Below are 20,772 nucleotides of genomic sequence, written 5' to 3'. Positions count from 1 at the left end.
TCAAGGTGCAGCTCATCGATGAACTACCCTAAGTCTACACCTAAATGATCGCCCGTCCCGTATATCCGAAAGGTAGGAAATCCGCCCAAAAAACTGCCTATTTCCACGCTCTCGGAATTGTGATATAATAAAAAAACAGAACGACAAAGCGGAAGTGATAAGGAGGAGATAAAATGTATATTAAAAAATATTGGTATAACTATATCGGTGGCACAGACGATAGCCTGACCTTGGTGGACTACCTCTATGACAAAGGCAAAACTGAAATACCTCTGAGTGAGATATTCAATGATACTGGCCTTAGCAAACTAAACTGGAATTTCCATATCTCACCCAATTTAGAATACATTGATTCGGAGGGCCAATGTCACGAATTTTATTATGCTATTGATTTGGCAACTGATTTGGCAGCACTTATTCTTGAGAGTAAGAAAAGTGGTGGGTTCAATATAAAAAATCTGTTTGATGGGGAAAAACGAGATAGGTTTGTAAAAATCATAACTACGCCAGAGGAGGATCAAGCAATGAATCGGGCTTTAGCAGAGTTCTGTGCTTCTCCGCTCGAATATGATCTTCATGAAATGGTAGATGATGAAGATATGCTGGAAATGGCGAAAGACTGCGAAAATATCCGTAAGGAATTGTGCGAATAACTTCCAAATTATCAAGCAGACAAGGAGGGAGTGCATGGAACTATCCATACAAGAACGATTGAAAGACCTGCGTGTGGAACGAGGGCTGACGCTGGAACAGCTTGCGGAGGAAACTCACCTTTCCAAATCTGCTTTAGGCAGTTATGAGGGAGACAATCTCAAAGACATCAGCCACCATGCCCTTATCCAGCTGGCGAAGTTTTACGACGTGACCGTTGATTACCTGCTGGGACGCTCTAAAACAAAAAATCACCCAAACGCCGATCTTGCAGACCTGCGCTTGAGTGATGATATGATTGAACTATTGAAAAGTGGGCGGGTGGATACTTCCCTCTTGTGTGAGCTGGCGGTACACCCGGATTTCCCCCGGCTGATGGCTGACCTTGAAATCTATGTGAACGGAACGGCAGTCAAGCAGGTACAGAGCGCAAATGCCATTGTGGATATTATGAGCGCAACCATTATGAAGCAGCACAATCCCGGCTTGTCCGACCCGCAGTTAAGGCAGCTTGTCGCCGCCCATATTGACGATGACAGCTTTTGCCGCTATGTGATACAGCAAGACATAAACAAGATAGCCCTTGACCTGCGGGAAGCCCATAAGGACGATTTTTTCAGCGTTCCGGAGGACAATCCGCTGGAAGATTTCTTGCAGACCGCCGAGGAAACTGCCAGTCCAGACAGCGACCCGGAGCAAGCGGCTTTGGCGTTTATCTGTAAGCGGCTCAAGCTGAATTTGAAAAAGCTGTCCGAGGAAGAAAAGAAGTGGCTGAAAAAGATTGCACAGAAGTCGGACTTGCTGAAAAATCCAAACCCGCAGCGGGGGAGAAAATAGAGAACGAGAAATTGGAGGGAGTAAAGGTGCAGGAGGCAATTATAAAATTGAAACTTCTCGGTCAAATGCCAGACGCAGTGAAAGATGACCCTACAGAAGAAACCATCAACATGTATGACGAATTGCTCTCCAATGTAAAAACGCCATTGACAAGAGAAGAAGTAGGCGTATTGATTGACATTTTCCCCGAAGGTGGAATGTATGGAGTAGAGTGGGATTTGCTAAAATTGGTAGAGTCTTATTTGATAGAAGCGCCATCAAGTGAAGAGTATCGAAAATTGATTACTGCTTGTCCAAGTGAAGAATGGCGAGAAACTATGCAAGCCCGTTTAGATAATTGGGAAAACAACAAACAATAACTTGTTGGGGAGATAGCAAAGCCAGCCGAGCCAGTCAACGGTCAAGATGAACGGCGCATTTCATGCGCCGCCGTTGACAGCCCCGCCCGTCTTTGCTAATGGGCAATCAAGGCGGGAAAGCCCTAAAATGGCTTCCCGCCCATTTCAATTTTGAGAGAAAAATCCGTCTGCTTTTTCGTAAGTGTGGCTATCCGTCTGGGACACTTTGTCCCATAGTTCGGCGTAGGACGAGGGACGGGGGCATTCATATACGCCCTGTCTGCTGATGAAACCAGTCCTGCGCTTGCGGCTCCACGCCACGCAATCACAGCCCTGTTTTCCTGCCGTAAAAATGCCCTTGCCCTCCCCGGCGGCAACCGCATTTTCGCAGCAACGCCGACAGAGCGTATAACACACTACACTTTGCGAGCAAAGTCGTGTGCCAAGGGGCAAACCCCTTTGGAAACCCCTGACAACAAAACAGGCTGAATATCTCGCACTTTCCCGGTGCTTGATATTCAGCCTTTATTTGTTGTCAGCAGCCCCCGTTTCGTGGTCTGCGTGTAGTTCCTTGTAAACTGACCTAAATTGTGGGCGAAATAAATTCTCGTTCATAACAAGACCTCTTTCAATTTGCTCCGGCAGACTGTGATTCCTTTTCCACAAGGCGAACCGCCTCCGTCAACAGCTTGGGAAGCTGATTCCTTTCTGCTGTTTCATACTGCTGGACTGGATGCGTCCAATCAAAATTTTGAATGATAGAAATGGTGTATCTGTCCTGATACCAGCCCATATCCAGCAGAAAGCCGTTCGGATATTCCACTTGCAGCATATCTTCTTTTTGTGTGATATCCAGAAAGATGATCTTTCCAGTGCCAAAATCCATTCTGGACCAGCTTTGCACAGCAAAATTCCTCCTCACGATTCTCCGAAATGCTCCAGATATAACTCTCGCACGGAATAGGGGCCTACAAGAGTCTTTTTCTGTCGGCCATCCCAGGAATATACATGAATTTTGCCACCATCCCCAATGTACCGCTGCTCCTCAAAGGGCGCGGGAAAGGGAAAACTTTCAACGATACCCCAATCAATCTTGGGCTTCAGCCCATCAAACTCCTCCCGTTTGAGCCTTTTGAAGTTGAACACCAGCGCCGCTCCAATGCCATCGAACAGCAAGTCCGCGTATTCTCTGGGAGTGATGTTCTCGCTCACATTGGCGGCCTTGACATCCACATTCAAGACCTTGTCACCACAGTTTGTCCAGATTTTATTGGGAGAGAACCAGGTAGTCCGATCTTTGCCGCCTGCAAAATCCTCGCGGAAATAGCTTCTGTTTGCGCTGTCCATCTCGACCCCTTCCCGAAGCGAGCCGTTGTATGGGGAAAGCGGAAAATATCGGTGCTTTGCCGGCTCAAACTGGCTAAACGCAATGTCCAACAGATACCCATGCTTCTCACTGCGCATGAGCTTGTGTGGCCTCACAATGTTTTCTTCGATGAAACTCCAAATGTACTCGTCCACATGAATAGATACACGAGGGCGACTGAATAATGTGATTTTGTAGTGATCCTCTCTGTCCATTCTCTCCGTATTGAACCAAATACGATAAATTTTAACCATAGTTATCCCCTCGCATGATTTCTGCCAACGACACTTCTGTTTCCGCCTAAATAAGCAGTTCACCGAAAAACAGCCTGAGCATCACGGCAGATAATGATTCAAGCTGTGGCTTGCTGAGAGGAGTGTAGTGAAGGACGATTTCTCCATACAACTCCGTATTGATGTGGTGTTCTTCCAGATACCGCAGAACCTTTCGGTTGTTCCGCACGATATTTAGACAAAAACTGGTATTATCAAGGGCATATTCAAAACAGTCCGGGTCAATCAACTGACCATTGGCTGGATCATTCATTTCCAAGCGGAGTGCGTCCGCGCCGGTCTTGCGGGAGAGTGTAAAGTAACCATCCTCCCATTCAAAGAACAGGCAGGACAGCCCTTTATCATTGTCCAGCTCCCAAGCCATTCTTTTTACAAATAATTCCATTGGTTTACCTCATAACTACTCCAAGGTCATTTCACAAAGGACCAGCTTGTCTTTCTCATCGCTGAGAAATGCCCGGTTTCCCCATACATCCAGCACATGAAAGGAGGCGTATCCACGGGGCATGGCAAGGTCGATCAGCACCAAATCCGAAAGGCGCAGCACCTTTTGTTTACCCTTCCAGTCATCATTCTTAAAAATGGGAGATAGGATCAGGCAAGTCCTGTCTCCGGAAAATTTTCCGCGCATCCCGTGTTTTCCGGGCAGGCGGCTTAAATTATCTTTGCCCCACAGTTTCTTTTTGAATAGCCCGTTTTCCTCCAGTTCCAGATACCAATAGTAGCCCATGAGAGAAAGACCCGCCGGATTGATGGTGCTACTTTCCAAAAAGGCATAAAACTGTCCATCCTGTTCCAGTATGGAGCCAATCATAGGATAGTTGTAGTGAAAGTCTGCCTGGGCAAAATTGCCGCCAGCTCGCTCTACCGCCGCCAAATGGGTCTGTCGGGTTCCTGCTTTGCTGTATACGCAAGAGCCGCTTTCTGCCCAGTGTGCAGTCATGGTTTCAAAGTCTACCGTCAGGCTGGTAAAACTGTTGGTCGCATCAGCGGAGTTGTCCACTCGGCACACAATAGGGAAAACGCCCTGGCTTCCGGTGACTGCCACCGGCTTGGGAATACCCTGGGCACACCAGTTATCCATGGGGATCGGAATCCACTCTCCATCCATCTGCGGCATCCACCAAAGGGATTTACTGGCCGGGCAAACCAACAGTATTCCTCTGTCGCATGAGAGCAAGACAGGATCTTCCCAAACATCTTGCTGCTCTTTCGGCTCCGGGCTGGGAATCCACCTGGAAACTTCGCCTTTGACCCACAAAACGCCGCTGCACTTTTGCACGAAATGATAGGTCCAAAACACAATTTCATCCTCGCTGCGGGCTACCATACCTTTGCATCCAGTCGGGCTGTATTTGAAGGAAGTTCCCGTCAGTTCAAATTCCTCGAACTCCCAGTTCTTTATCACTTTTAGTTTCGCTTTCATGCTTTCACCTCACAGCAAGTCTACCTTGATACCGCACCGTTCCAGAACGGGCAGCACCTGTTCCGGCTTGGAGGACATGAGGGTAATATGTTTGAGATTGGGGAACTGGCGCAGTTCCGCCTCAGTAATGGTATTAAGATCAAAGGCTCCATCCTCGCCATCCCAGAACGGACAGAGTTGGGTATAAATCTCGCTGCCGCCATCCATCTCGATCTCTGTAATCTCTGGAGCCAGCCGCGCCGGGACAGGGTATTTCTCCAGCCACTTCCGAATCTCCGGAATAGGTTCATACCCTTCCGCATCAATGTCGATCTTGCGTCGGCTATACTCTCTGGAAAACTCATGGGCATCCAGTTTAGGAGCCAGTAAGCCTTTCTCGTACATCAGGACTTCCATGACCGCCAGCTTGAAGTTGAAGCTGGTAAAGGTGAGCACTGGTTCAGTCGGCTTGGATAACTTGTATTTCTGCGCTTTCGCCGCCTTTTGCTCTGGATCTTTCCAGCTGATCTGCACCATGGCGGAGAGGGCCTCCAGTTTTGCTTTCTGCGCTGACTGCTCCTCTGAAACAGGACCCGGCAAGCGGGTATAAACGGTAAAGCCGCCTAATTTGAGGGTATGGGCAAATCCGGCGAAATCCTTCCAACTGGCCTCCCGGTAGTCCTTGGCCCCGATCCAAACCGTTCCGTCAAATGTCTGCCGAACCGCATACTCTCCCTGTGCCGCTACCCGGACACCAAGGGTTTTGATGGTCTGTTCATCTTCATCCAACCAACCCTGGAGTCCAAGCTCGTCCCACAAAGCAAGGGCCTGGGTATAGGGACTCTCCTGGCCTGTGATGGGGCTTTTCCGTGTTCCATTTTGCAGGACGATGCGGGCTGGCCCCAGCTTTTCCGCCAGCTGCGACAGGGTAAACGGCGGCGTAAATACCGACCCCAGAATGGTCAGGCCGTCTTTTTTGAGAACGATTTTTCGCTCCATGGCCTTGGGCGGCAGAAAGATGGGCAGATTCGGGTACACTTCCCCGTACTCCCGCCAGGGTTCCAGCTTTTTGGGCTTGTTTGCCGAGCGCAAAAAGCCCCAGAAGTCGATGGGGTAACGGAATACCGGGCCCACGCCGTTCCGCCGGGTGACGATGACCACCGTGCCATCGGTGAGCATCCCGATGTGCTGCATTTTCTCCCCGCCGAACATTCCCGGACGGATACGCAGCACTTCACGGGTGTTCATGTTGATGAGCTGGGCAAAGTCATCAGAGAGGATCTCGCCGTTTCCCTGCACCAGCAGCCAGTCCCCGGTGAACCAGCGAAGTTTCAGCCCCTCGCCCATTCCGGACAGGGAGGCGATGCGGCACCGCCCGGTGTCCATGTCCAGCTCCAGCAGGCATTCTTCCACCCGCCCTTTCCCGCTGACGGCGTGGATCATGTAGATGCGGCCTGTGCCGGGAACGGGGATGGCCTCGGAGAGATGGTCGTATCCATACAGAGAGAAGGCGTGTTTTGTTACCTTGCCGTTTTCCCAGCGGTAAATCTGACCCTTGTACCACTCGTTGGAGAAGTAGACCCGGCCCAGACCATCTGTCGTAATGCCGCAATGGTATTTGGTGCTCCATCCATCTTCCGGCAGGGGCCAGTTTTTCACATCCTGACAGGTGCCCCGGTCGGTGAGTTCAATCCGTGTGGCGTTGGTGGGATCGCCCACCCAGAGGGAATGGTCAGCCCAGCACAGGGTCCGGGGCGGACCGTCATATCCAATGGGGGACGGCTCGAACCAGTTGAGGGTAGCCGGATTCTTGCTCAGTAATGCCCGCCCAATAGTCCCGCTGCCAGCGGCTCTGGACGCGGCATAGAGTCCATTTTCTGCGGAATAAGTGAGGCACCCAAGGTGCGGCAAACTGTGGGCGCGGGTCACCTGGGGCGGACGCTGGCGCAGATCGGCCACACAGCCGTTTTTCCATTCTTCTGCATCCTGGTTTTTCCATTCGCCCGCTGCAAAATCACCCGCCAGGGAGTTGAAGAAATAATCGTACTCATCCTGAAGTATGTATTCCTCGCAGGGCATCAGCTTCCCAGGGTTCTGCTCCTTGGCATGGTCGCCCCATTTTCGCCCTTGCTGTTTCATCAGGTGGCAATATTGCCCCTGTTTTTTGCAGTAGCGTTCCCATTCGCTGCGTTCTTCCTCTGGGATCAAGGCAAACAGATACTCGTCCTCATCATCCAGGTTATACAGCGCCCAGCCGAAGGCAGACAGCTCCTGCCCCAATGCCGCCGCCCCTTTTTCATGGGATAGCTTCATATACTGAACGCCAACGGCATCAAAGCGTTCATCCAGCAGCGCCGGGACCTGCGCGCCCCATTTTTCTCGCAGTTCCGCCAGAGTGTCCTGTACGGCTCCGTCAAATTTCAGAATGTCCAATGCGTCTGCGATTTGTTCTGCAAAGTTCAACACCAACTGCCCCCCTTATTCCGTTTATTCTTCTATTTCTTCCGCTTCCGACAAGCCATATACATCCGTTGGCGTATCCCCTGAAAACTCAACCATAAGTCCAAATGGCTCCCCCACAGGAAGGGTACAAATCTCAAAGTGCAGGCCCCATTCTGTCTCATCATAAAACAGAAATTGCGGCTGCTCGGCGGGAATCTCCGTTTCAGGGAATGGAGCGCGCTGCAATCCAAACTTCTCAGGGCTTTTACCAATCTGCGCCTGAATCTCATGCTCCGCTTTTGAAAGATACTCCCGCCAGTTTTGAAGCACAGAACGGATAAAATCCAGGTTTGCCGACCGGAGTTCAGATGTGTTCAAAATAATGGAAAACAGGATCTCTGTGTCTGCGATTCTTCCAGTCCAGCAGTGGATGGTCCCTGGTCCTTTCTGAAAGGTCAGTGCTCCCAATCCCAAATCGGAATGTTCAAAAAACTGTTCCATATCATTCTTGCCCCAATCCCCAGGTTACAGCGACAGCCATGAGGATTTCAAAGTTTATTATCCAGTGCTTCAACAGTTTTCATGGCAACGGAATCAATCGTGCATTTTTTTAGTTCTCGCTCAATCAAAGCAAAAATATCTGAAAAGCACTCAATCTCATCCTGATACTCATATTTTGCGTATAGTTTTCCAAATCCTGAGATCCAAACCTGTGCTGGGTAGTAATAACCAATTTGTCCAATCGGCTGACATTGTTCACCGGCAATCTGTTCAATTTCATCGAGTTCTGCTCCGGACATATTCCGGAAATAGGCATCCTCCAAATGGTCTTTGATTCCGTTAATAAGGTATGGAAACAGACCGAACTCAAAATCTGCGGCGCGCTTTATTCCACCAGAAAAATACCACTGACAGCATAACCCAAAGTACTTGTGATAAAAACGCTGGGTGCTTTTCATCATCGGGACGCCTCGCTCGGCGTAGTATTGCAATGCAATGGAAATATCAACTTTTCGACCTTCATACCAACCAGCATATATCATCAGCTGTTTGACTTTGTTTTTCAGATCGCCAGACAGCGAAATTCTTTCTTTTATCATAATGTGTCTCCCTTTGCAAGAGTTACAGCGACAGCCATGTGGTCAAAGCACCGATTCCCTCTCGCAGCAATGCGGACTTCCCAGCGGCGGCAAAGGCTTTTTGGACGCCGCCATAGCGCCGCCCGGAGCGGTCCGCCAGCTGGAGAGCGGCTGCCTCCAGATTGGGAATTGCCATCACGGCATCTGCCAGCGCCTTGGCGGAGAGTTTATCCGCAATCAGAGAGGCGGCAAAGTAGCGCAGATAGCTGTGAGAGAGGGCGGACAGATCGCTGAGTTTATGCAGCTCATAGAGTTTCAGGGCATAAAGAGCTGGAAGCCTATCCAATTCCGGAAGAACCTGAACAACGGGGAGCGACTGGAGATAGAGTTTCTGAAGCCGGGTCGCCGGAGTCAGGAAAGGGGTGAGATCTTCCGTTTTCCGCATTTCCTCCAAATGGAGATAGGTAATGCTGGTGAGAAGTGGGGTGATGTCGCCATTCTTTTCCCCACGCAGGTGGAGAACACGCAGGCTGGGGAGAGAAACATTGTCCCAGGAAACAGGGGCCGACAGCCATAGGGACAGTGTACGAAGCTGCTTTAGCTCGGAGAGAACTTCTACACCCTCGCATTTTTCCATTAGGGTCAGTTCCTCCAGATTGGGATAATCTCGCAGGAAGGACAGATTCACCTTCCGCTCTCCCGTCACAGACAGACACCGTACCGCATCCGGTTCTAGCCCATTCAGCTCAATTTTTTCTCCGCCGCGCCAGAAAACTGCGGTGCAATATGTCTGTTCCATGCTGCGTTCTCTCCTTATTCTGCTGCCAAAACAGTCCTGTTGTACTCATGCCAGTTCCGCATCCAGAATCTGTACCTGTTGCCCTTTTTCATTCACATAGTAAAGTGCAATGTAGTCAATGCCGTCCCGTTTGACCTGCTCCCAAGGCATCCGCTCACCGTTAACCAGTTCCACGGTATCAGCCTCGTCCACCTCGAAGCTCTCTTTTTCATCCTCATAGTCGATATTGTAGCCCAGTTCCAGCACCAACTTGGAGGCAGGGATCTCATACCGCTGGAGGGGGCGGTGCGCCAGCTGAGCTGGATTGTGTTCATCGCAGAACATATTATCATAACCATGCTGCCCACCGTCGAAGATGACGAACTCCTCGCCGCTCTCTGGGTCGCGGGCTGCCACCAGTCCGGGGGCCTCGCCTCCATCTATGATATAGAATTGGGACTCTCCCTTCACTGTGAGCAAATCTCCGTAATACCACACTTCCAGCAGTTCATTTCCGGCAGAGGAGCAGAGGGTCACGGTGGGCAGGCGCTTTTGTTTCCGTTCTTTGACATGGCCCTCCAGCCAGGTAGGGATTTGGGGAAAGGAATCCCGTTTCTTCTTTTTTCGTGGTGATGCCTGTGCATCGTTCAACGGCTCCATATCCAGAATGATGATCCATCCGCTATAATCGCTGTACTTCATTGTGGTGTTCGCCCGGATATAATCCTCCCCCCAGAGGGCCACATCCGCCTTACTATACCAGGTAGTCTGTGTTACACCATCCTCATTAGTAACATCGCAGCAGAGGTAATCTTCTGCTTTCCCGTTTCTCAACGCTATCATACGAAGAATTTCGGTATCTTCCGGGGTGACTTCACGAAAGTTCAATTTTAATTCCATAGGGCAGCCTCCCTGTATCAAAAGGTGTCGTAGCCAACCTCCGGGCTGGGTATGAATTGCTCGTCAAAGGACACATTGAGATAGAGTTCCCCAGCCGGTGAATCCCCAGTATCGTAACAGAGGGAAAACGCCCCGTAGCAGCCGGACTTGTCTATCGTAATGTCGGTGAGGGGCAGGTCGGGGATCTCCTCGTCATCGGGGAATTCCTTTTGCAAAATGGCGTGGGCCTGCCGGTCCAGCTCGTCCAGCTCCCAGACCAGCCGCTCCCAGAAGGGCATGGCCAGAATCTCTGCCTCGGTATAATCATTGCAGTTGATATGCAGTTCCTTCCCCGCCCGGTGCGCCGTAAAGTAGACCCCGCAGCTCATTACCTCCCAGCTGTCCGCATTCCATAGAGATAGGAATTGTTCTTTTGTCATTGCTGCATTCCCCCAATCACGGGATCAATTCGGCTGAAAATGCTCTGATATTTCTCCTTCAGTTCCTCTGGAGCGGCTTCCACCACTTTCTGACCACCCCTGGCGCTGGCTTTGCCCCAGATCACATAGCAGACCGTTTCCCATGCGTATTGCAGCACTTCCTCCGGGCTGGCTTCTGTTTCCTGTGTGGATGCCTCGTCCTCGTCATCATCGTCATCCTCGTCGGAGGAAAAACCGCTTGGAACGATCTTGGACAGGTGGATTTTTGCCTCCAGCAGGGCGTCCAGGCTTTCTGCGTTTGCCATCCACGCGGCATAGTCCTTGGAATACTTCATGTTCTGCATGGACAGAACCCCACGGACAAATACAGGGACGGTAGCGGCGGTAAATCCGAACTGTTTCACATACTCCCGGAGAAATTTTTCCTGTAAGTGGGAGTGCTCATCATCGCAGAGATCGAGATAATCCCATACCAGCTGCTGCCACTCTTGCCCCAGCATTCCCAGGGCGAACACGGCAAAACTTCCGGGGAGTGCGCACTGCTCATCGCTGAGATTGGTGTACTGCTCATATTGCCGCATGGCAAGCCGGGCGTACCGTTCCATCAGGGGGTGGAGGCCAGGGTACTGCACGGCACAGGCAAAGAGCTGGTTTACTCCCTTTTTGGGCAGTCCTGTGATGGGAAGATAGCTCTTTTCCGGCCCTTTGAACTCCACCGCATAGCTGCGGGGAAAGTCCTCCTGCTCCAGAATCTCACACAGGTAGTCCAGCACTTCGTGGCAGCATTCCTCTGTGTTGTCCCTGGCAGTAATACGGATCACAGCAAAGGCATCGTTGGCCGATGCGGTGAAGTGCTCTGTTTTCCTCTTTTGCAGAGAGAGCGGCAGCCTGCCGGTCCCGTGTTCCCGGAGCTTTTTCACCATATCAGGACGGACTTTCTCCACCAATCCAAAGAGGTAATTGGCGTCCAGATACTGAAAGTCCAAGCCATACACTTTATAGCTCACCGCCACATAGCAGGCGAAACGCAGCAGCGGCTCCGGGATCTGCTCTGCACGGATGCCTGGTTTCAAGGAATACTCCCGATCCCAGAAGCGATCATCTTCATCGCCTGTTGCAACAAAATACTTCTCTTGTAGCTCCCGTTTCAGCATATCAAGTAGATGGTGGTCAATTTCACCCCACCGGCTCTGGCGGCGCAGGTTTTCGCTGAAGGCGATGGCCTTTTCCGCATCCAGGGTCTCGGCCCGCTGTATTTCGGTCCATGCCCTAAGCAGTTGCCACACCTCAAAGGGTGCACCTTGACTGCTGACCACTACCGGCGGCCAGTGGGAATCATCAAGCCGCATGATTCTCCCGTCAATGGCATCCTGGATACACTGGTCAAAGAGCGGTTGCAGTTCTTCCTGTACCTCGGGCTTCATCCAGTAACAGCGCCCGTCCGCACTATTTCGTTTTGGTAAACTCATATCAGGCCACCTCTTTCCGAACAACAAAAAATGCCCTGCGACACCCTGTCATTTGGACAGGCTGACGCAGGGCGCGAAAAGGCCGCACAGAACCAAGACCTGTATCCCAAGGCTCTGTGTCTGACGATATTCTGCTGTCTTTCCCGTCCGTTTGGACATGGGTACTCATCTCTATCCATTTGCTTTCACCTACCGCACATGCTCTTTTACCCGCTCCATCTCGTCCACCAGAGCCCTGACCTGGAAGTCCACCATATCCTCCGCCACCTCTGGGAATAGAAATGGCATGGTGTCTGGAATGGCTTTGTGTACCATCATCATGCTGAGGGCCAGATTGCCAAACAGCCGGGGATCAATACTGTCCACAGGGAGGCCAAAGATGGAAAGCAGCTTTCCATAAAAAATAATCTGATCCCGCCGGAACGCCTGGAAATTCTCCTCGGAAAGGCAGTGGCGTACTTGCTGCTCCTCCTCAATGGACAAAACGGCAACTCCGCTTTTAGCTCCATAACAGCAGTTTTTCAGAAAGGTTTCCACTCCCGCCCGCCAACTGAGTCCGGGGTCCTCCATTAGGGATCTGGCATAATCCAGCAGCTTGGGCTGTTGGTATCGCAGGGCGTAGAGCACCAGTTCTTCCTTGGATGAGAAAAAACTGTAGAAGAAGGTCTTGGAGATCTCTACTTTTCTGCACAAAACATCAATACTGCTGTGAATCAATCCCCGATCCGCGATACACTGAATCATGGTGGTCATTAGGGCATTCCGCACTTGCACTCTATCTTCTTCAGAATAGGCTTTTCGTGCCATATCTTCCCATCCCCCTATAAAGAACAGAATCATAAAACGGTATTTATATAATAACTGCACAGAAAAAAATATACAACTATATTTTGAAAATTTTTTATGAACTAAATAGCGGTTATACCGAAAGTTGGATTATCCCGAAACCTTATTTTTAAGCCTGTTTCCATGCCGGTTCCGTCAAAAAAATTCGGGATAACTTTTCCTCCCTTTTGAGCTGTTTTCAATACTTTTTCATCGGAAGCTTCCCAACATTCGGGATAATCTTATAGCTTCCCATACAGCCATCCTTGATAATAGTTTACAGCAGGAAGTTTACCTGACTATATCAAGGAGGCTGTGCTTATGAAAACACAAAAGCAAACCATTAACGAGATGATCGCCCAGATCATTGCTGAGGCAAGAAAGCTGGGCTACAGCGAAGCAACCATTTGGAGAAATATCACGCCCAAATTTCAGACTGTTGCCGTTTATTATGAAAAAAGAGGCGTATGTTTCTATGACCCGGCAATCACCAGGGAGCTTGTGGATCTTCAGAAAGAACGTCTGGATCGGGAAGAAATCTCCATCCACTACTACAAACGGGTAAAATCGGCGGCAAACCGCCTGGACGAGTTCTATCTGACGGGAACCTTGCATTTAAATATGCCAAAGCATGGGACAAAGTATCCGATCTCGGAGGATAGCGAGAAGCTCATCGACCTTTTCCTGGATTATAAAGGCTATGGCCCGAATACCAGGGACGATGTGGTGTGGGTAGTCCGCAGATACCTGCATTACTTTGAATCTTTAGGGTATGCTTCCCTGGAATGGGTGACGGTAGAACAGGTCCGGGAATTTATCCTGAAAACGGCGGCGGAAGTAAAAACCTCCAGCCTGCATAACATCCTGCTCTATCTGAAACATTTCCACATATTTCTGAAAGAAAGCAGCCTCCCGGCCCCGGATTGTGTTGAGCTTTTCTCCTACCGGGTATATCGGGATATGCCAATCCAAAGCTATGTAACGGATGAGGAGCTGGACCAGATCCTACGGGTGATTGATACAGACAGCGAGATGGGAAAACGGGACCGCGCCATCATCCTCCTTGCGGCAACAACAGGCCTACGGGCCGGAGACCTGATCCGGATAAAGTTGACAGACATTGACTGGCGGAAGGGCGAAATCCGATTTACCCAGAGAAAAACAGGGCGTGTAAGCTATACCCCGCTGGTTAAGGAGACGGGAGAAGCCTTGCAGGATTATATCCTGAATGCAAGGCCGCGCTCTGAGAGCCCGGAAGTATTTTTGCGCCTGATTGCCCCCAGGACAGGGCTGTCGGATGCGGTCAGCATTGGATGTATGTTTCAGCAATACCAAAGGAAAGCCGGGATTTACCGCCATGCCTTTGATGGGAAAGGGTTCCATGGACTCCGGCGGCGGCTGGCAAAAAAGCTTTTGGTGACGGGAACGCCGCTTACAACCATCACACAGATCCTGGGGCATGACGATCCAAAGTCTGCAAGGCAGTACCTTTCCCTGGATACCCGTAACTTAAAAGAATGCGCCCTTGATTTTAAAGGCATCCCCCTGGAAAGGGGGCTGGAGGGATGAATGATAAGTTTGCCAGTGGATTTGCACAGGATCTGGAAAGTATGATCGCTTTGAAATGCGCCCTCGGTTATTCCGAAAACACTTACCTGGAAAAGGCCAAAAGTTTTGACTGCCGTTGCTTTGAAGTATATCCCGGCCAGCAGGAGCTTACCCAGGCCATTGTGCTGAACTGGCTGAAGCCAGAACCGGGGAAATCACCGCAGACCATCCACGGGAAGGCAGCTTTTGTCAGGGCGTTGGGGAAATATCAAAAATCCATAGGGAAAGCGGCATATATCCTCCCAGACCGGTTTACTGCCGGAGGCACTGTATTCATTCCTTATCTGTTTGGGGATGATGAGCTGGCAGCGCTGTTCCATGAAATCGACTGTTACCAGTATCCACGCGACCCATTCCGTCCGCATCTGCTCCGTACCTACTTTCGGATGACTTATACCTGCGGCCTGCGGCCCAATGAAGGGCGGAACCTGAAACGGAACGAGGTTGATCTGAACAGCGGAGAAGTACGGATCATTGAAACAAAATGGCGTAAAAGCAGAACTATCGTAATGTCGGAGGACATGCTTTTTCTTGCAAGGTCTTATGCCGGCATCCGGGATGCCGCATTTCCGGGAAGCGCATATTTCTTCCCCGCGCCGGATGGCGGCCCCTATTCCGCCCAGAAGATGCAGGGGAAATTTAAGTGGTTCTTTGCCCGCACAAAACCGGGAATTCCCAAAGACCTTCTTCCTGCCGTCCGGGTATATGACCTCCGCCACCGGTTCGCAACGGCTGTCCTGAACCGCTGGCTGGATGAAAAGAAAGAACTTTCCTCACGGCTTCCTTATCTGCAGACATACATGGGCCATAAGGATTGGGAGGCAACCGCGTACTATATCCATCTGCTTCCGGAAAAACTGGTGAAATCAGCCGGGATTGACTGGGAAGCCATGAACGGCCTGATTCCGAGGGTAGAACTATGGGAAAAGTAAAAGACGAGCAGCTGTTCAGCCTGTTGAGGAATTTTCTCCTGATCTACCTGCCAAACCAGCGGCACGCCAGCAGCAATACCGTAAAAGCATACCGCACTGCGTGGAACCAGCTTTTGAAATATATAGCGGGACAGAAAAAGATTCCCATGATGTCGGTTACATTTGGGATGATCCGTTATGAAATGGTAGTGGCATACCTGGACTGGCTTTCAGAAGAAAAAGGCGTAGGCCCTGCTACCCGGAATAACAGACTGGCCGCCATACGAGCATTTATTACTTACGCTTCTGCCTGCAGGCCGGAGTATATCAGTTTGTCCAGTGAACTGGCAGCGATTAAGATTCAGAAAAAGGAGCGTTTCCGGGAGGTGGACTATATGTCCGAAGCTGCGGTCAAGGCTCTGTTTGCGGCACCTGATACTCGCACAAAAATGGGACTGCGGGATCAATTCCTGATGATCTTTCTTTATGACACAGGCGCAAGGATTCAGGAGGCCCTGGATGTGAAAATCTGTGATCTGCGGATTGACAAAACACCAACTGTGACGCTTCATGGAAAGGGCGGCAAGATCCGGGTAGTCCCCTTGATGAAGGATACGGTACAGCATCTGGATAACTACATGGGTGTATTTCATAAAGGAGAAAGTGTCTTTTCAACGGAATGGCTTTTTTATGTAGAGCGAAAAGGTTCCCGCAGCGCAATGTGTGATGATACGGCGAGGCTCCGTATCCAAAAGTATGCGGAACTGGCAAGGGAAAACTGCCCCGATGTGCCGGAACGGGTTCATCCTCATCTGTGGAGGCATACCAGGGCAATGCACTTATACCAGCATGGAATGGATCTGACGATGATTTCCCAGTGGCTGGGGCACAAACAAGTTGAAACAACGTTGATCTACGCCTACGCGGATACGGAAGCCAAGCGGAAAGCGATTGAAAAAGCCATGGGTACAGGCCTTGCCGGTACGGAATCAGTGAATTACACGGTTAGCGATGAAGATATGCTAAGACGGCTCTACGGTCTGTGATGCAGGAAAAAAGATTATCCCGAATTTTAGGAATATATCGTTCCAATCCCAGCGGAAGTGTCTTAAAAGTATGGAAAAGTTATCCCGAATCTTTTTATAAAAAGCTGGTGAATAAGCGGTTTTTTCTGAAGATTCGGGATAATCCAACTTTCGGTATAACCACAATATGCTGCGCATAAAATGAAAAACTAACGACGGGACGCTTACTGCCTCCTATCGTTAGTTTTCTGTGTTTAAGCGACTTATAAAACCAATCAGCATAATCAAATCGTCATCTGACATCTTTCTCATTCCGTCCAAAGCCTTCTTGATAAGCTGAGGGTTATTTTCCTGTGCATCAAAAAATTGAAGCGGTGTGATTTCAAAATACTCACAGATGTTGAGGAACTGCTTCATAGACGGCATAGAACGCCCAGAGGAAATCGCCTGAATATAGCTTCTGTTCTGCCCTAACTCCATGCTCATCTGATATTCTGAAACACCTTTTTTCAATCGCAATTCTGTGATCCGATTGCGGATAAATTCTTCGTCCATACGCTCACCTCTCTGCTCTTTTAGCATAGCAGAAAGCAATTCTTGATACTTCGTATGTATTGTGTTATAATTTTATAATACAACCTTTATACGCATTATTATTTGCGTTATTTTTGCTTTATATGCGTAATCAAGGCAGTTATCAAGGGTGATTTATATGAATCAGTATGCCTGCGCCATTACCGGCCACCGACCAACAAGATTTTGCTTTGGATATAATGAGGAAGATCCCCTATGCCAAAAATTAAAAGAATGTCTCCTGGAGCAGTTTCGGATACTTCATGACGAGAAATTTGTCCGTACTTTTTTTGTCGGCGGTGCTCTTGGTGTGGATATGTGGGCTGGAGAACAGCTGCTGACATTGAGGGCACAAACGGGATACGAAGATATTAAAATTGTCGTTGTAGTTCCCTTCATCGGTTATGACTCTAAATGGCCGGATCAGAGTAGACATAGATTGAAAAAGCTGATCCAAAACGCAAACGATTCCATTGTTATTTCACATTCTGCGGATGTTTCCAGTTATAAAAAAGGAATTACTATATGGTCGATCATGCAGAGTACCTTATCGGTGTGTTTGATAATCAGAAAAAGCTGCGCTCAGGTACATCACAGACAGTCAACTATGCCTTGCATCAGGGAAAAGTAATCACTCTGATCCATCCAGACACTATGGAGATAACAGCCCCTGCGCCTTAACAAATTCACAAAAATTTTTCATTAGCATTTCCAACAAAATATTTTCATTGAAGGGGTGCTGTGATATAATAAGATATAAAACTACGCTCAGAACAAATGGTGCCGCTATGAACAAATATATTGGACAGCAATTTGCTGCTTTAAGATACGAAAAAAATATTTTGGTTGTTGAAGAAACTACATCTGCTGGTGGATGCGGCTCCTTCAACGCGGCTTCTTCATGTCCTGCGTCAGCCTGTCTTTATGACAGTGCGGCGTGGGGCTTTTTTATTGTTTGAAAAGAGTATGAAAAGAGAAATACCAGCAGGTATTTGCGTGAGGAGGAAGTAGAATGAACAGTGAACAGATCACAGCATTTTTGCAAGAGCATTGGTATATTGCCTCGGTGCTCATCGGGGCCGTGATTTTAATTGGAGCGACCCGCAACTGGAACTGGCTCTGCGACCCCACTGGTACGCGGGATGCCCACCGCCACAGCAGAGGATACCGGCGGGTGGTGTTCTTTCTGTTGGGTGTTCTCCTGATTGTGGTGAGTATCTGGGGATTTGTGCTGAAATTGAAATAAGAGGTATATCTATGAAACTGAATTGTAAACGCATTGATTTTACATATACACCCGGTGAGGAAATCTTCAACTTTCCCGAGGAATCGGGACTACCCTTTATCTTCGATGTAGAGGAAGAACTGACCGGCGATCCTGCTGTCATGGATGCGGTGGGAGAAATGCTGGATGAGGCGGAGAAATTGGCGGAGAAGGCCAAAGCCGCCATCAAAGCGGCGCTGGCAGACGAGGACAGCCGCTACCATAGCGTTGTGACATTTTTCATGGAGTTCCATCGGGACGATGTAGGCCCGGATATTGTGGCGGAACTTTTTCCGGGAACCGACCCAGCCAAACTGTCCTTTGCTGAGATGGTTGACTTTTTGAAGCTCAAGCGGTTCGGCAGTCTGGTGGATAGCGAGATGAACCAGCAAGTTTTCATTCTGGATCTGTCCTTTAACCCGGAGATTACCGACGAACTGATGGTAATCTACTTTGATTTGAACAAGGAGATTTTCTGTATCACACATGAGAGCTGAGCGTGACTGACATACACGAGGAAAGGAGCAATCCCTATGAAAGCATTTGACCCCAATTACAAGCTGCTGGACGAGATGTATCAGGACGATTACTATCCTGCTTTTCTGGTGGACAAGGTAAAAGACGAGCTTCAGAAGGTCATCGACCTGCTGGAGAGCGGCGAAAACGACATTGAAGTAGTGCAGGAAACGCTGGACGAAGCGGTCTGCGGCATCAATGATCTCCAGGAGGAGTTTGACGAGAACGACAGCGAGATCGAAACGGTGGCACGGGAATGTATCGCGGCAACCGTGGCCTACATTCTGGAGTGGTTTGGCATCCCCATTGACACCGAGGAGGCTATCCGGGAACGGGACTGGTGAGCCCTATGGCAGAAAAAGAACTGGCCCTTTGTGATGAGTGCGGAAGCCTGTTTTTCAAAGGCTCCTCACAGATGATGGGGCTGTGCCCGGAATGTGCCCATGTTCTCTATGGCTACCCGAATTGTGACCATCATTTCCAGAATGGCCGATGTGTGAACTGCTACTGGGACGGCTCTAAGAGCGCGTATATCAAAAAACAGAACCAACAGGAGGAAACTGATATGCCTACAACTGAATGGTTGAACAAATACGAAGCAATCAAGGATAAATTGACCTGTAAAGATGACTTGGAGGCCCATTTCACAGAGAAAGTGATTGGGAACATGGCGGTGGATGTACTGGACATCGGTGTCGTCCATTTCCCCACCGGGCAGATCTTCGCCTGTGATCCGCTGGTGGAACTGGAGGACACTCTGCCGTTCCTTCAAACGATCCCCGCCGGAACTTATCCCGTGAAAATCTGCGTGGTACCCAGCGAACAATACGGCGACCGCTACGCCTGCGTCAAGGTGGAGGTCAGCCGGGAAAAGCCTGTCCGCCATGAGCTGGGCATGGTGGGCAACGAGAATCTGGACGCGGCACTGGGAGATGATGACTACTTCGGTTTCGGCGTAGATGCCGGAATGGGGTGTATTGCAGACATCCAGACCCAGGCGGCTTTCAAAACATACTGGGCCAAGCGGCTGGAGGAGGACCCGGACATCGACCCCTACAACGACCTGTTCTGCGATCTTCTGGAGGAAAACGCCAAAGCCACCCCCAAATATCAGGGGGACTATGGCGACTGGCTCAACTGGACAGTGCCGGACACGGACTGCAACCTGCCCATCTTTGCTTCCGGCTGGGGTGACGGCTACTATCCCGTCTACTTCGGCTATGATGCAAAGGGCGAAGTCTGCGCCGTGTATGTGCGGTTCATCGACATTGAAGCCAGTTACAAAGAGCAGGAATAAGGAGGCGCGCTATGGAATTACCAAAACGGGCACGAACAGCGGATTGGGAAAACGGTGTCCTAACTTTAGATGGAGAAAAGAAATTTGATATTCCGGAGCTGACCACAGAGATCATGGAGCAGCTGGCCGGTTACACCCTGGTGGGCTTCCATGTGAAAAGCTATCCGGTGACGGATGAACTGCTTGCCCCTTTTGCCGGACATAAAAGCATGGCCAACTTCGGCGTGGAGGACGGTGCGCTCACTGACGCCTGTTTCCCCGTTTTTTCCGCTATGCCCAAGCTGCGTTATCTGCTGCTGGACGGTAACGCCGCCATCCACGGCAGCAGTCTGTCCGCTCTGCAAGGCTGCAAGCTGGACCTTCTGACGCTCAACCGTACCGGGCTGGATGATGCCGGTCTGCTCCAGGCGGCCTCCATCCCCAAGCTCTCCCACATCCAGATCGACCATACCGCCGTTACCTATGAGGGCCTGCTGGCCATCGCTGGCAACAACCGCATCGAGCCAGTGGCCCATGTGCAATTCACCCAGGAGCAGATGGAACACTTCTTCCGGCTCCAGCGGGAAAAGGCCAAAAAGCCCGTCCAGCTGGATGAGCAGGCGGCGGCGGAATGCCGCAGGGTGCTGTCCGCTTTCTTTGCCGAGATGACGCAGTGGGAGCAGTACATGGAGCAGGCCGGGTTTGAAGGTGCTGAGGCAGTGCCCCGCCTGCTGACGATCTGGGAGAAATATGTGAGCGAAAAGCCCCGTCCGGGCTATCGACCTCTGGGCCTCTCA

Annotated in this window: 26 protein-coding genes; 13 read left to right on the top strand and 13 right to left on the bottom strand. The window is 50.1% G+C overall.

Translation table 11 applies throughout. The features are described from left to right. Positions 1-173 precede the first annotated feature (173 nt). The 3 genes from BN162_RS13600 to BN162_RS13590 are packed head-to-tail and all read left to right on the top strand — an operon-like array spanning position 174 to position 1,847. Positions 174-653, top strand: a complete 480-nt coding sequence (locus BN162_RS13600) for an imm68 putative immunity domain-containing protein (protein WP_020225661.1) — start codon at positions 174-176, stop codon at positions 651-653. A gap of 34 nt (positions 654-687) precedes the next feature. Further along, entirely contained in the window at positions 688-1,488 is an 801-nt protein-coding gene (locus BN162_RS13595) for a helix-turn-helix domain-containing protein (RefSeq protein ID WP_020225660.1), read from the top strand. Further along, positions 1,419-1,847 (top strand): hypothetical protein, encoded by a 429-nt coding sequence (locus BN162_RS13590; RefSeq protein ID WP_226870598.1) that lies wholly within the window; start codon positions 1,419-1,421, stop codon positions 1,845-1,847. The genes BN162_RS13595 and BN162_RS13590 overlap by 70 nt, the downstream gene beginning before the upstream one ends. A gap of 607 nt (positions 1,848-2,454) precedes the next feature. On the opposite strand, the gene BN162_RS13585 is transcribed toward BN162_RS13590, so the two are convergent. The 12 genes from BN162_RS13585 to BN162_RS13530 all read right to left on the bottom strand — a co-directional run bounded on the left by BN162_RS13585 (position 2,455) and on the right by BN162_RS13530 (position 12,784). Further along, positions 2,455-2,730 carry a hypothetical protein gene (locus tag BN162_RS13585; RefSeq protein ID WP_208854766.1) on the bottom strand — a complete coding sequence of 92 codons (276 nt, stop codon included), beginning with the start codon at positions 2,728-2,730 and terminating at the stop codon, positions 2,455-2,457. 14 nt (positions 2,731-2,744) lie between these two features. After that, positions 2,745-3,446 (bottom strand): hypothetical protein, encoded by a 702-nt coding sequence (locus BN162_RS13580; protein WP_020225656.1) that lies wholly within the window; start codon positions 3,444-3,446, stop codon positions 2,745-2,747. 46 nt (positions 3,447-3,492) lie between these two features. Further along, positions 3,493-3,870, bottom strand: a complete 378-nt coding sequence (locus BN162_RS13575; protein WP_020225655.1) for a hypothetical protein — start codon at positions 3,868-3,870, stop codon at positions 3,493-3,495. Between the two features lie 15 nt (positions 3,871-3,885). Next, the gene (locus BN162_RS13570; protein WP_020225654.1) at positions 3,886-4,911 is read right to left on the bottom strand and encodes a hypothetical protein; all 1,026 of its coding nucleotides are present in this window, start codon (positions 4,909-4,911) and stop codon (positions 3,886-3,888) included. Positions 4,912-4,920: 9 nt separating this feature from the next. After that, on the bottom strand, positions 4,921-7,356 hold the full coding sequence (locus tag BN162_RS13565; protein WP_020225653.1) for a DUF6892 domain-containing protein: 2,436 nt from the start codon (positions 7,354-7,356) through the stop codon (positions 4,921-4,923). A gap of 21 nt (positions 7,357-7,377) precedes the next feature. Further along, on the bottom strand, positions 7,378-7,833 hold the full coding sequence (locus BN162_RS13560) for a hypothetical protein (RefSeq protein WP_020225652.1): 456 nt from the start codon (positions 7,831-7,833) through the stop codon (positions 7,378-7,380). Between the two features lie 47 nt (positions 7,834-7,880). Continuing rightward, positions 7,881-8,432 carry an SUKH-3 domain-containing protein gene (locus BN162_RS13555; protein WP_020225651.1) on the bottom strand — a complete coding sequence of 184 codons (552 nt, stop codon included), beginning with the start codon at positions 8,430-8,432 and terminating at the stop codon, positions 7,881-7,883. Positions 8,433-8,454: 22 nt separating this feature from the next. After that, positions 8,455-9,210 carry a hypothetical protein gene (locus BN162_RS13550; protein WP_020225650.1) on the bottom strand — a complete coding sequence of 252 codons (756 nt, stop codon included), beginning with the start codon at positions 9,208-9,210 and terminating at the stop codon, positions 8,455-8,457. Positions 9,211-9,255: 45 nt separating this feature from the next. Beyond that, a complete protein-coding gene (locus BN162_RS13545; protein ID WP_020225649.1) occupies positions 9,256-10,089 on the bottom strand; it encodes a hypothetical protein in 834 nt (277 codons plus the stop codon). A gap of 17 nt (positions 10,090-10,106) precedes the next feature. Next, positions 10,107-10,508, bottom strand: a complete 402-nt coding sequence (locus tag BN162_RS13540) for a hypothetical protein (protein WP_020225648.1) — start codon at positions 10,506-10,508, stop codon at positions 10,107-10,109. Further along, complete coding sequence (locus tag BN162_RS13535) at positions 10,505-11,977, bottom strand: DUF6138 family protein (protein WP_020225647.1); 1,473 nt, start codon at positions 11,975-11,977, stop codon at positions 10,505-10,507. The genes BN162_RS13540 and BN162_RS13535 overlap by 4 nt, the downstream gene beginning before the upstream one ends. 189 nt (positions 11,978-12,166) lie before the next feature. After that, positions 12,167-12,784, bottom strand: a complete 618-nt coding sequence (locus tag BN162_RS13530) for a TetR/AcrR family transcriptional regulator (protein ID WP_020225646.1) — start codon at positions 12,782-12,784, stop codon at positions 12,167-12,169. A gap of 339 nt (positions 12,785-13,123) precedes the next feature. Here BN162_RS13530 and BN162_RS13525 point away from each other — a divergent pair, with 339 nt between their 5' ends. Genes BN162_RS13525 through BN162_RS13515 form a run of 3 tightly spaced genes read left to right on the top strand, consistent with a single transcriptional unit; the run spans position 13,124 to position 16,367 of the window. Beyond that, positions 13,124-14,371, top strand: a complete 1,248-nt coding sequence (locus BN162_RS13525; protein ID WP_020225645.1) for a tyrosine-type recombinase/integrase — start codon at positions 13,124-13,126, stop codon at positions 14,369-14,371. Continuing rightward, on the top strand, positions 14,368-15,342 hold the full coding sequence (locus tag BN162_RS13520; RefSeq protein ID WP_020225644.1) for a tyrosine-type recombinase/integrase: 975 nt from the start codon (positions 14,368-14,370) through the stop codon (positions 15,340-15,342). The genes BN162_RS13525 and BN162_RS13520 overlap by 4 nt, the downstream gene beginning before the upstream one ends. Continuing rightward, positions 15,330-16,367 carry a site-specific integrase gene (locus tag BN162_RS13515; RefSeq protein ID WP_020225643.1) on the top strand — a complete coding sequence of 346 codons (1,038 nt, stop codon included), beginning with the start codon at positions 15,330-15,332 and terminating at the stop codon, positions 16,365-16,367. Before BN162_RS13520 ends, BN162_RS13515 begins: the two co-directional genes overlap by 13 nt. 219 nt (positions 16,368-16,586) lie before the next feature. On the opposite strand, the gene BN162_RS13510 is transcribed toward BN162_RS13515, so the two are convergent. Then, positions 16,587-16,901 carry a helix-turn-helix domain-containing protein gene (locus BN162_RS13510; RefSeq protein ID WP_002576937.1) on the bottom strand — a complete coding sequence of 105 codons (315 nt, stop codon included), beginning with the start codon at positions 16,899-16,901 and terminating at the stop codon, positions 16,587-16,589. 157 nt (positions 16,902-17,058) lie between these two features. Between BN162_RS13510 and BN162_RS13505 the strand changes: the two genes are divergently transcribed. The 7 genes from BN162_RS13505 to BN162_RS13480 all read left to right on the top strand — a co-directional run. Further along, complete coding sequence (locus BN162_RS13505; RefSeq protein ID WP_009255103.1) at positions 17,059-17,550, top strand: SLOG family protein; 492 nt, start codon at positions 17,059-17,061, stop codon at positions 17,548-17,550. A gap of 157 nt (positions 17,551-17,707) precedes the next feature. Continuing rightward, on the top strand, positions 17,708-17,878 hold the full coding sequence (locus BN162_RS18800; RefSeq protein ID WP_166434156.1) for a hypothetical protein: 171 nt from the start codon (positions 17,708-17,710) through the stop codon (positions 17,876-17,878). A 53-nt stretch (positions 17,879-17,931) separates the two neighbouring features. After that, positions 17,932-18,165, top strand: coding sequence for an immunity 17 family protein (locus BN162_RS13500; protein ID WP_020225642.1), 234 nt, complete (start codon positions 17,932-17,934; stop codon positions 18,163-18,165). A gap of 11 nt (positions 18,166-18,176) precedes the next feature. Further along, positions 18,177-18,680: a DUF2004 domain-containing protein gene (locus BN162_RS13495; protein WP_002588985.1), complete on the top strand. Its 504-nt coding sequence runs from the start codon at positions 18,177-18,179 to the stop codon at positions 18,678-18,680. 36 nt (positions 18,681-18,716) lie between these two features. Beyond that, on the top strand, positions 18,717-19,043 hold the full coding sequence (locus BN162_RS13490) for a DUF5713 family protein (RefSeq protein ID WP_020225641.1): 327 nt from the start codon (positions 18,717-18,719) through the stop codon (positions 19,041-19,043). A gap of 5 nt (positions 19,044-19,048) precedes the next feature. Further along, on the top strand, positions 19,049-19,996 hold the full coding sequence (locus BN162_RS13485; RefSeq protein WP_020225640.1) for a DUF4241 domain-containing protein: 948 nt from the start codon (positions 19,049-19,051) through the stop codon (positions 19,994-19,996). 11 nt (positions 19,997-20,007) lie between these two features. Further along, the coding region (locus tag BN162_RS13480) for a hypothetical protein (RefSeq protein ID WP_020225639.1) at positions 20,008-20,772 on the top strand (765 nt) is incomplete at its 3' end.

The sequence above is a fragment of the Holdemania massiliensis AP2 genome, from assembly GCF_000327285.1.
Taxonomy (GTDB): domain Bacteria; phylum Bacillota_I; class Bacilli_A; order Erysipelotrichales; family Erysipelotrichaceae; genus Holdemania; species Holdemania massiliensis.
Note: the sequence above shows the minus strand (reverse complement) of the source record. Positions and strands in the feature narration are given on the sequence as shown.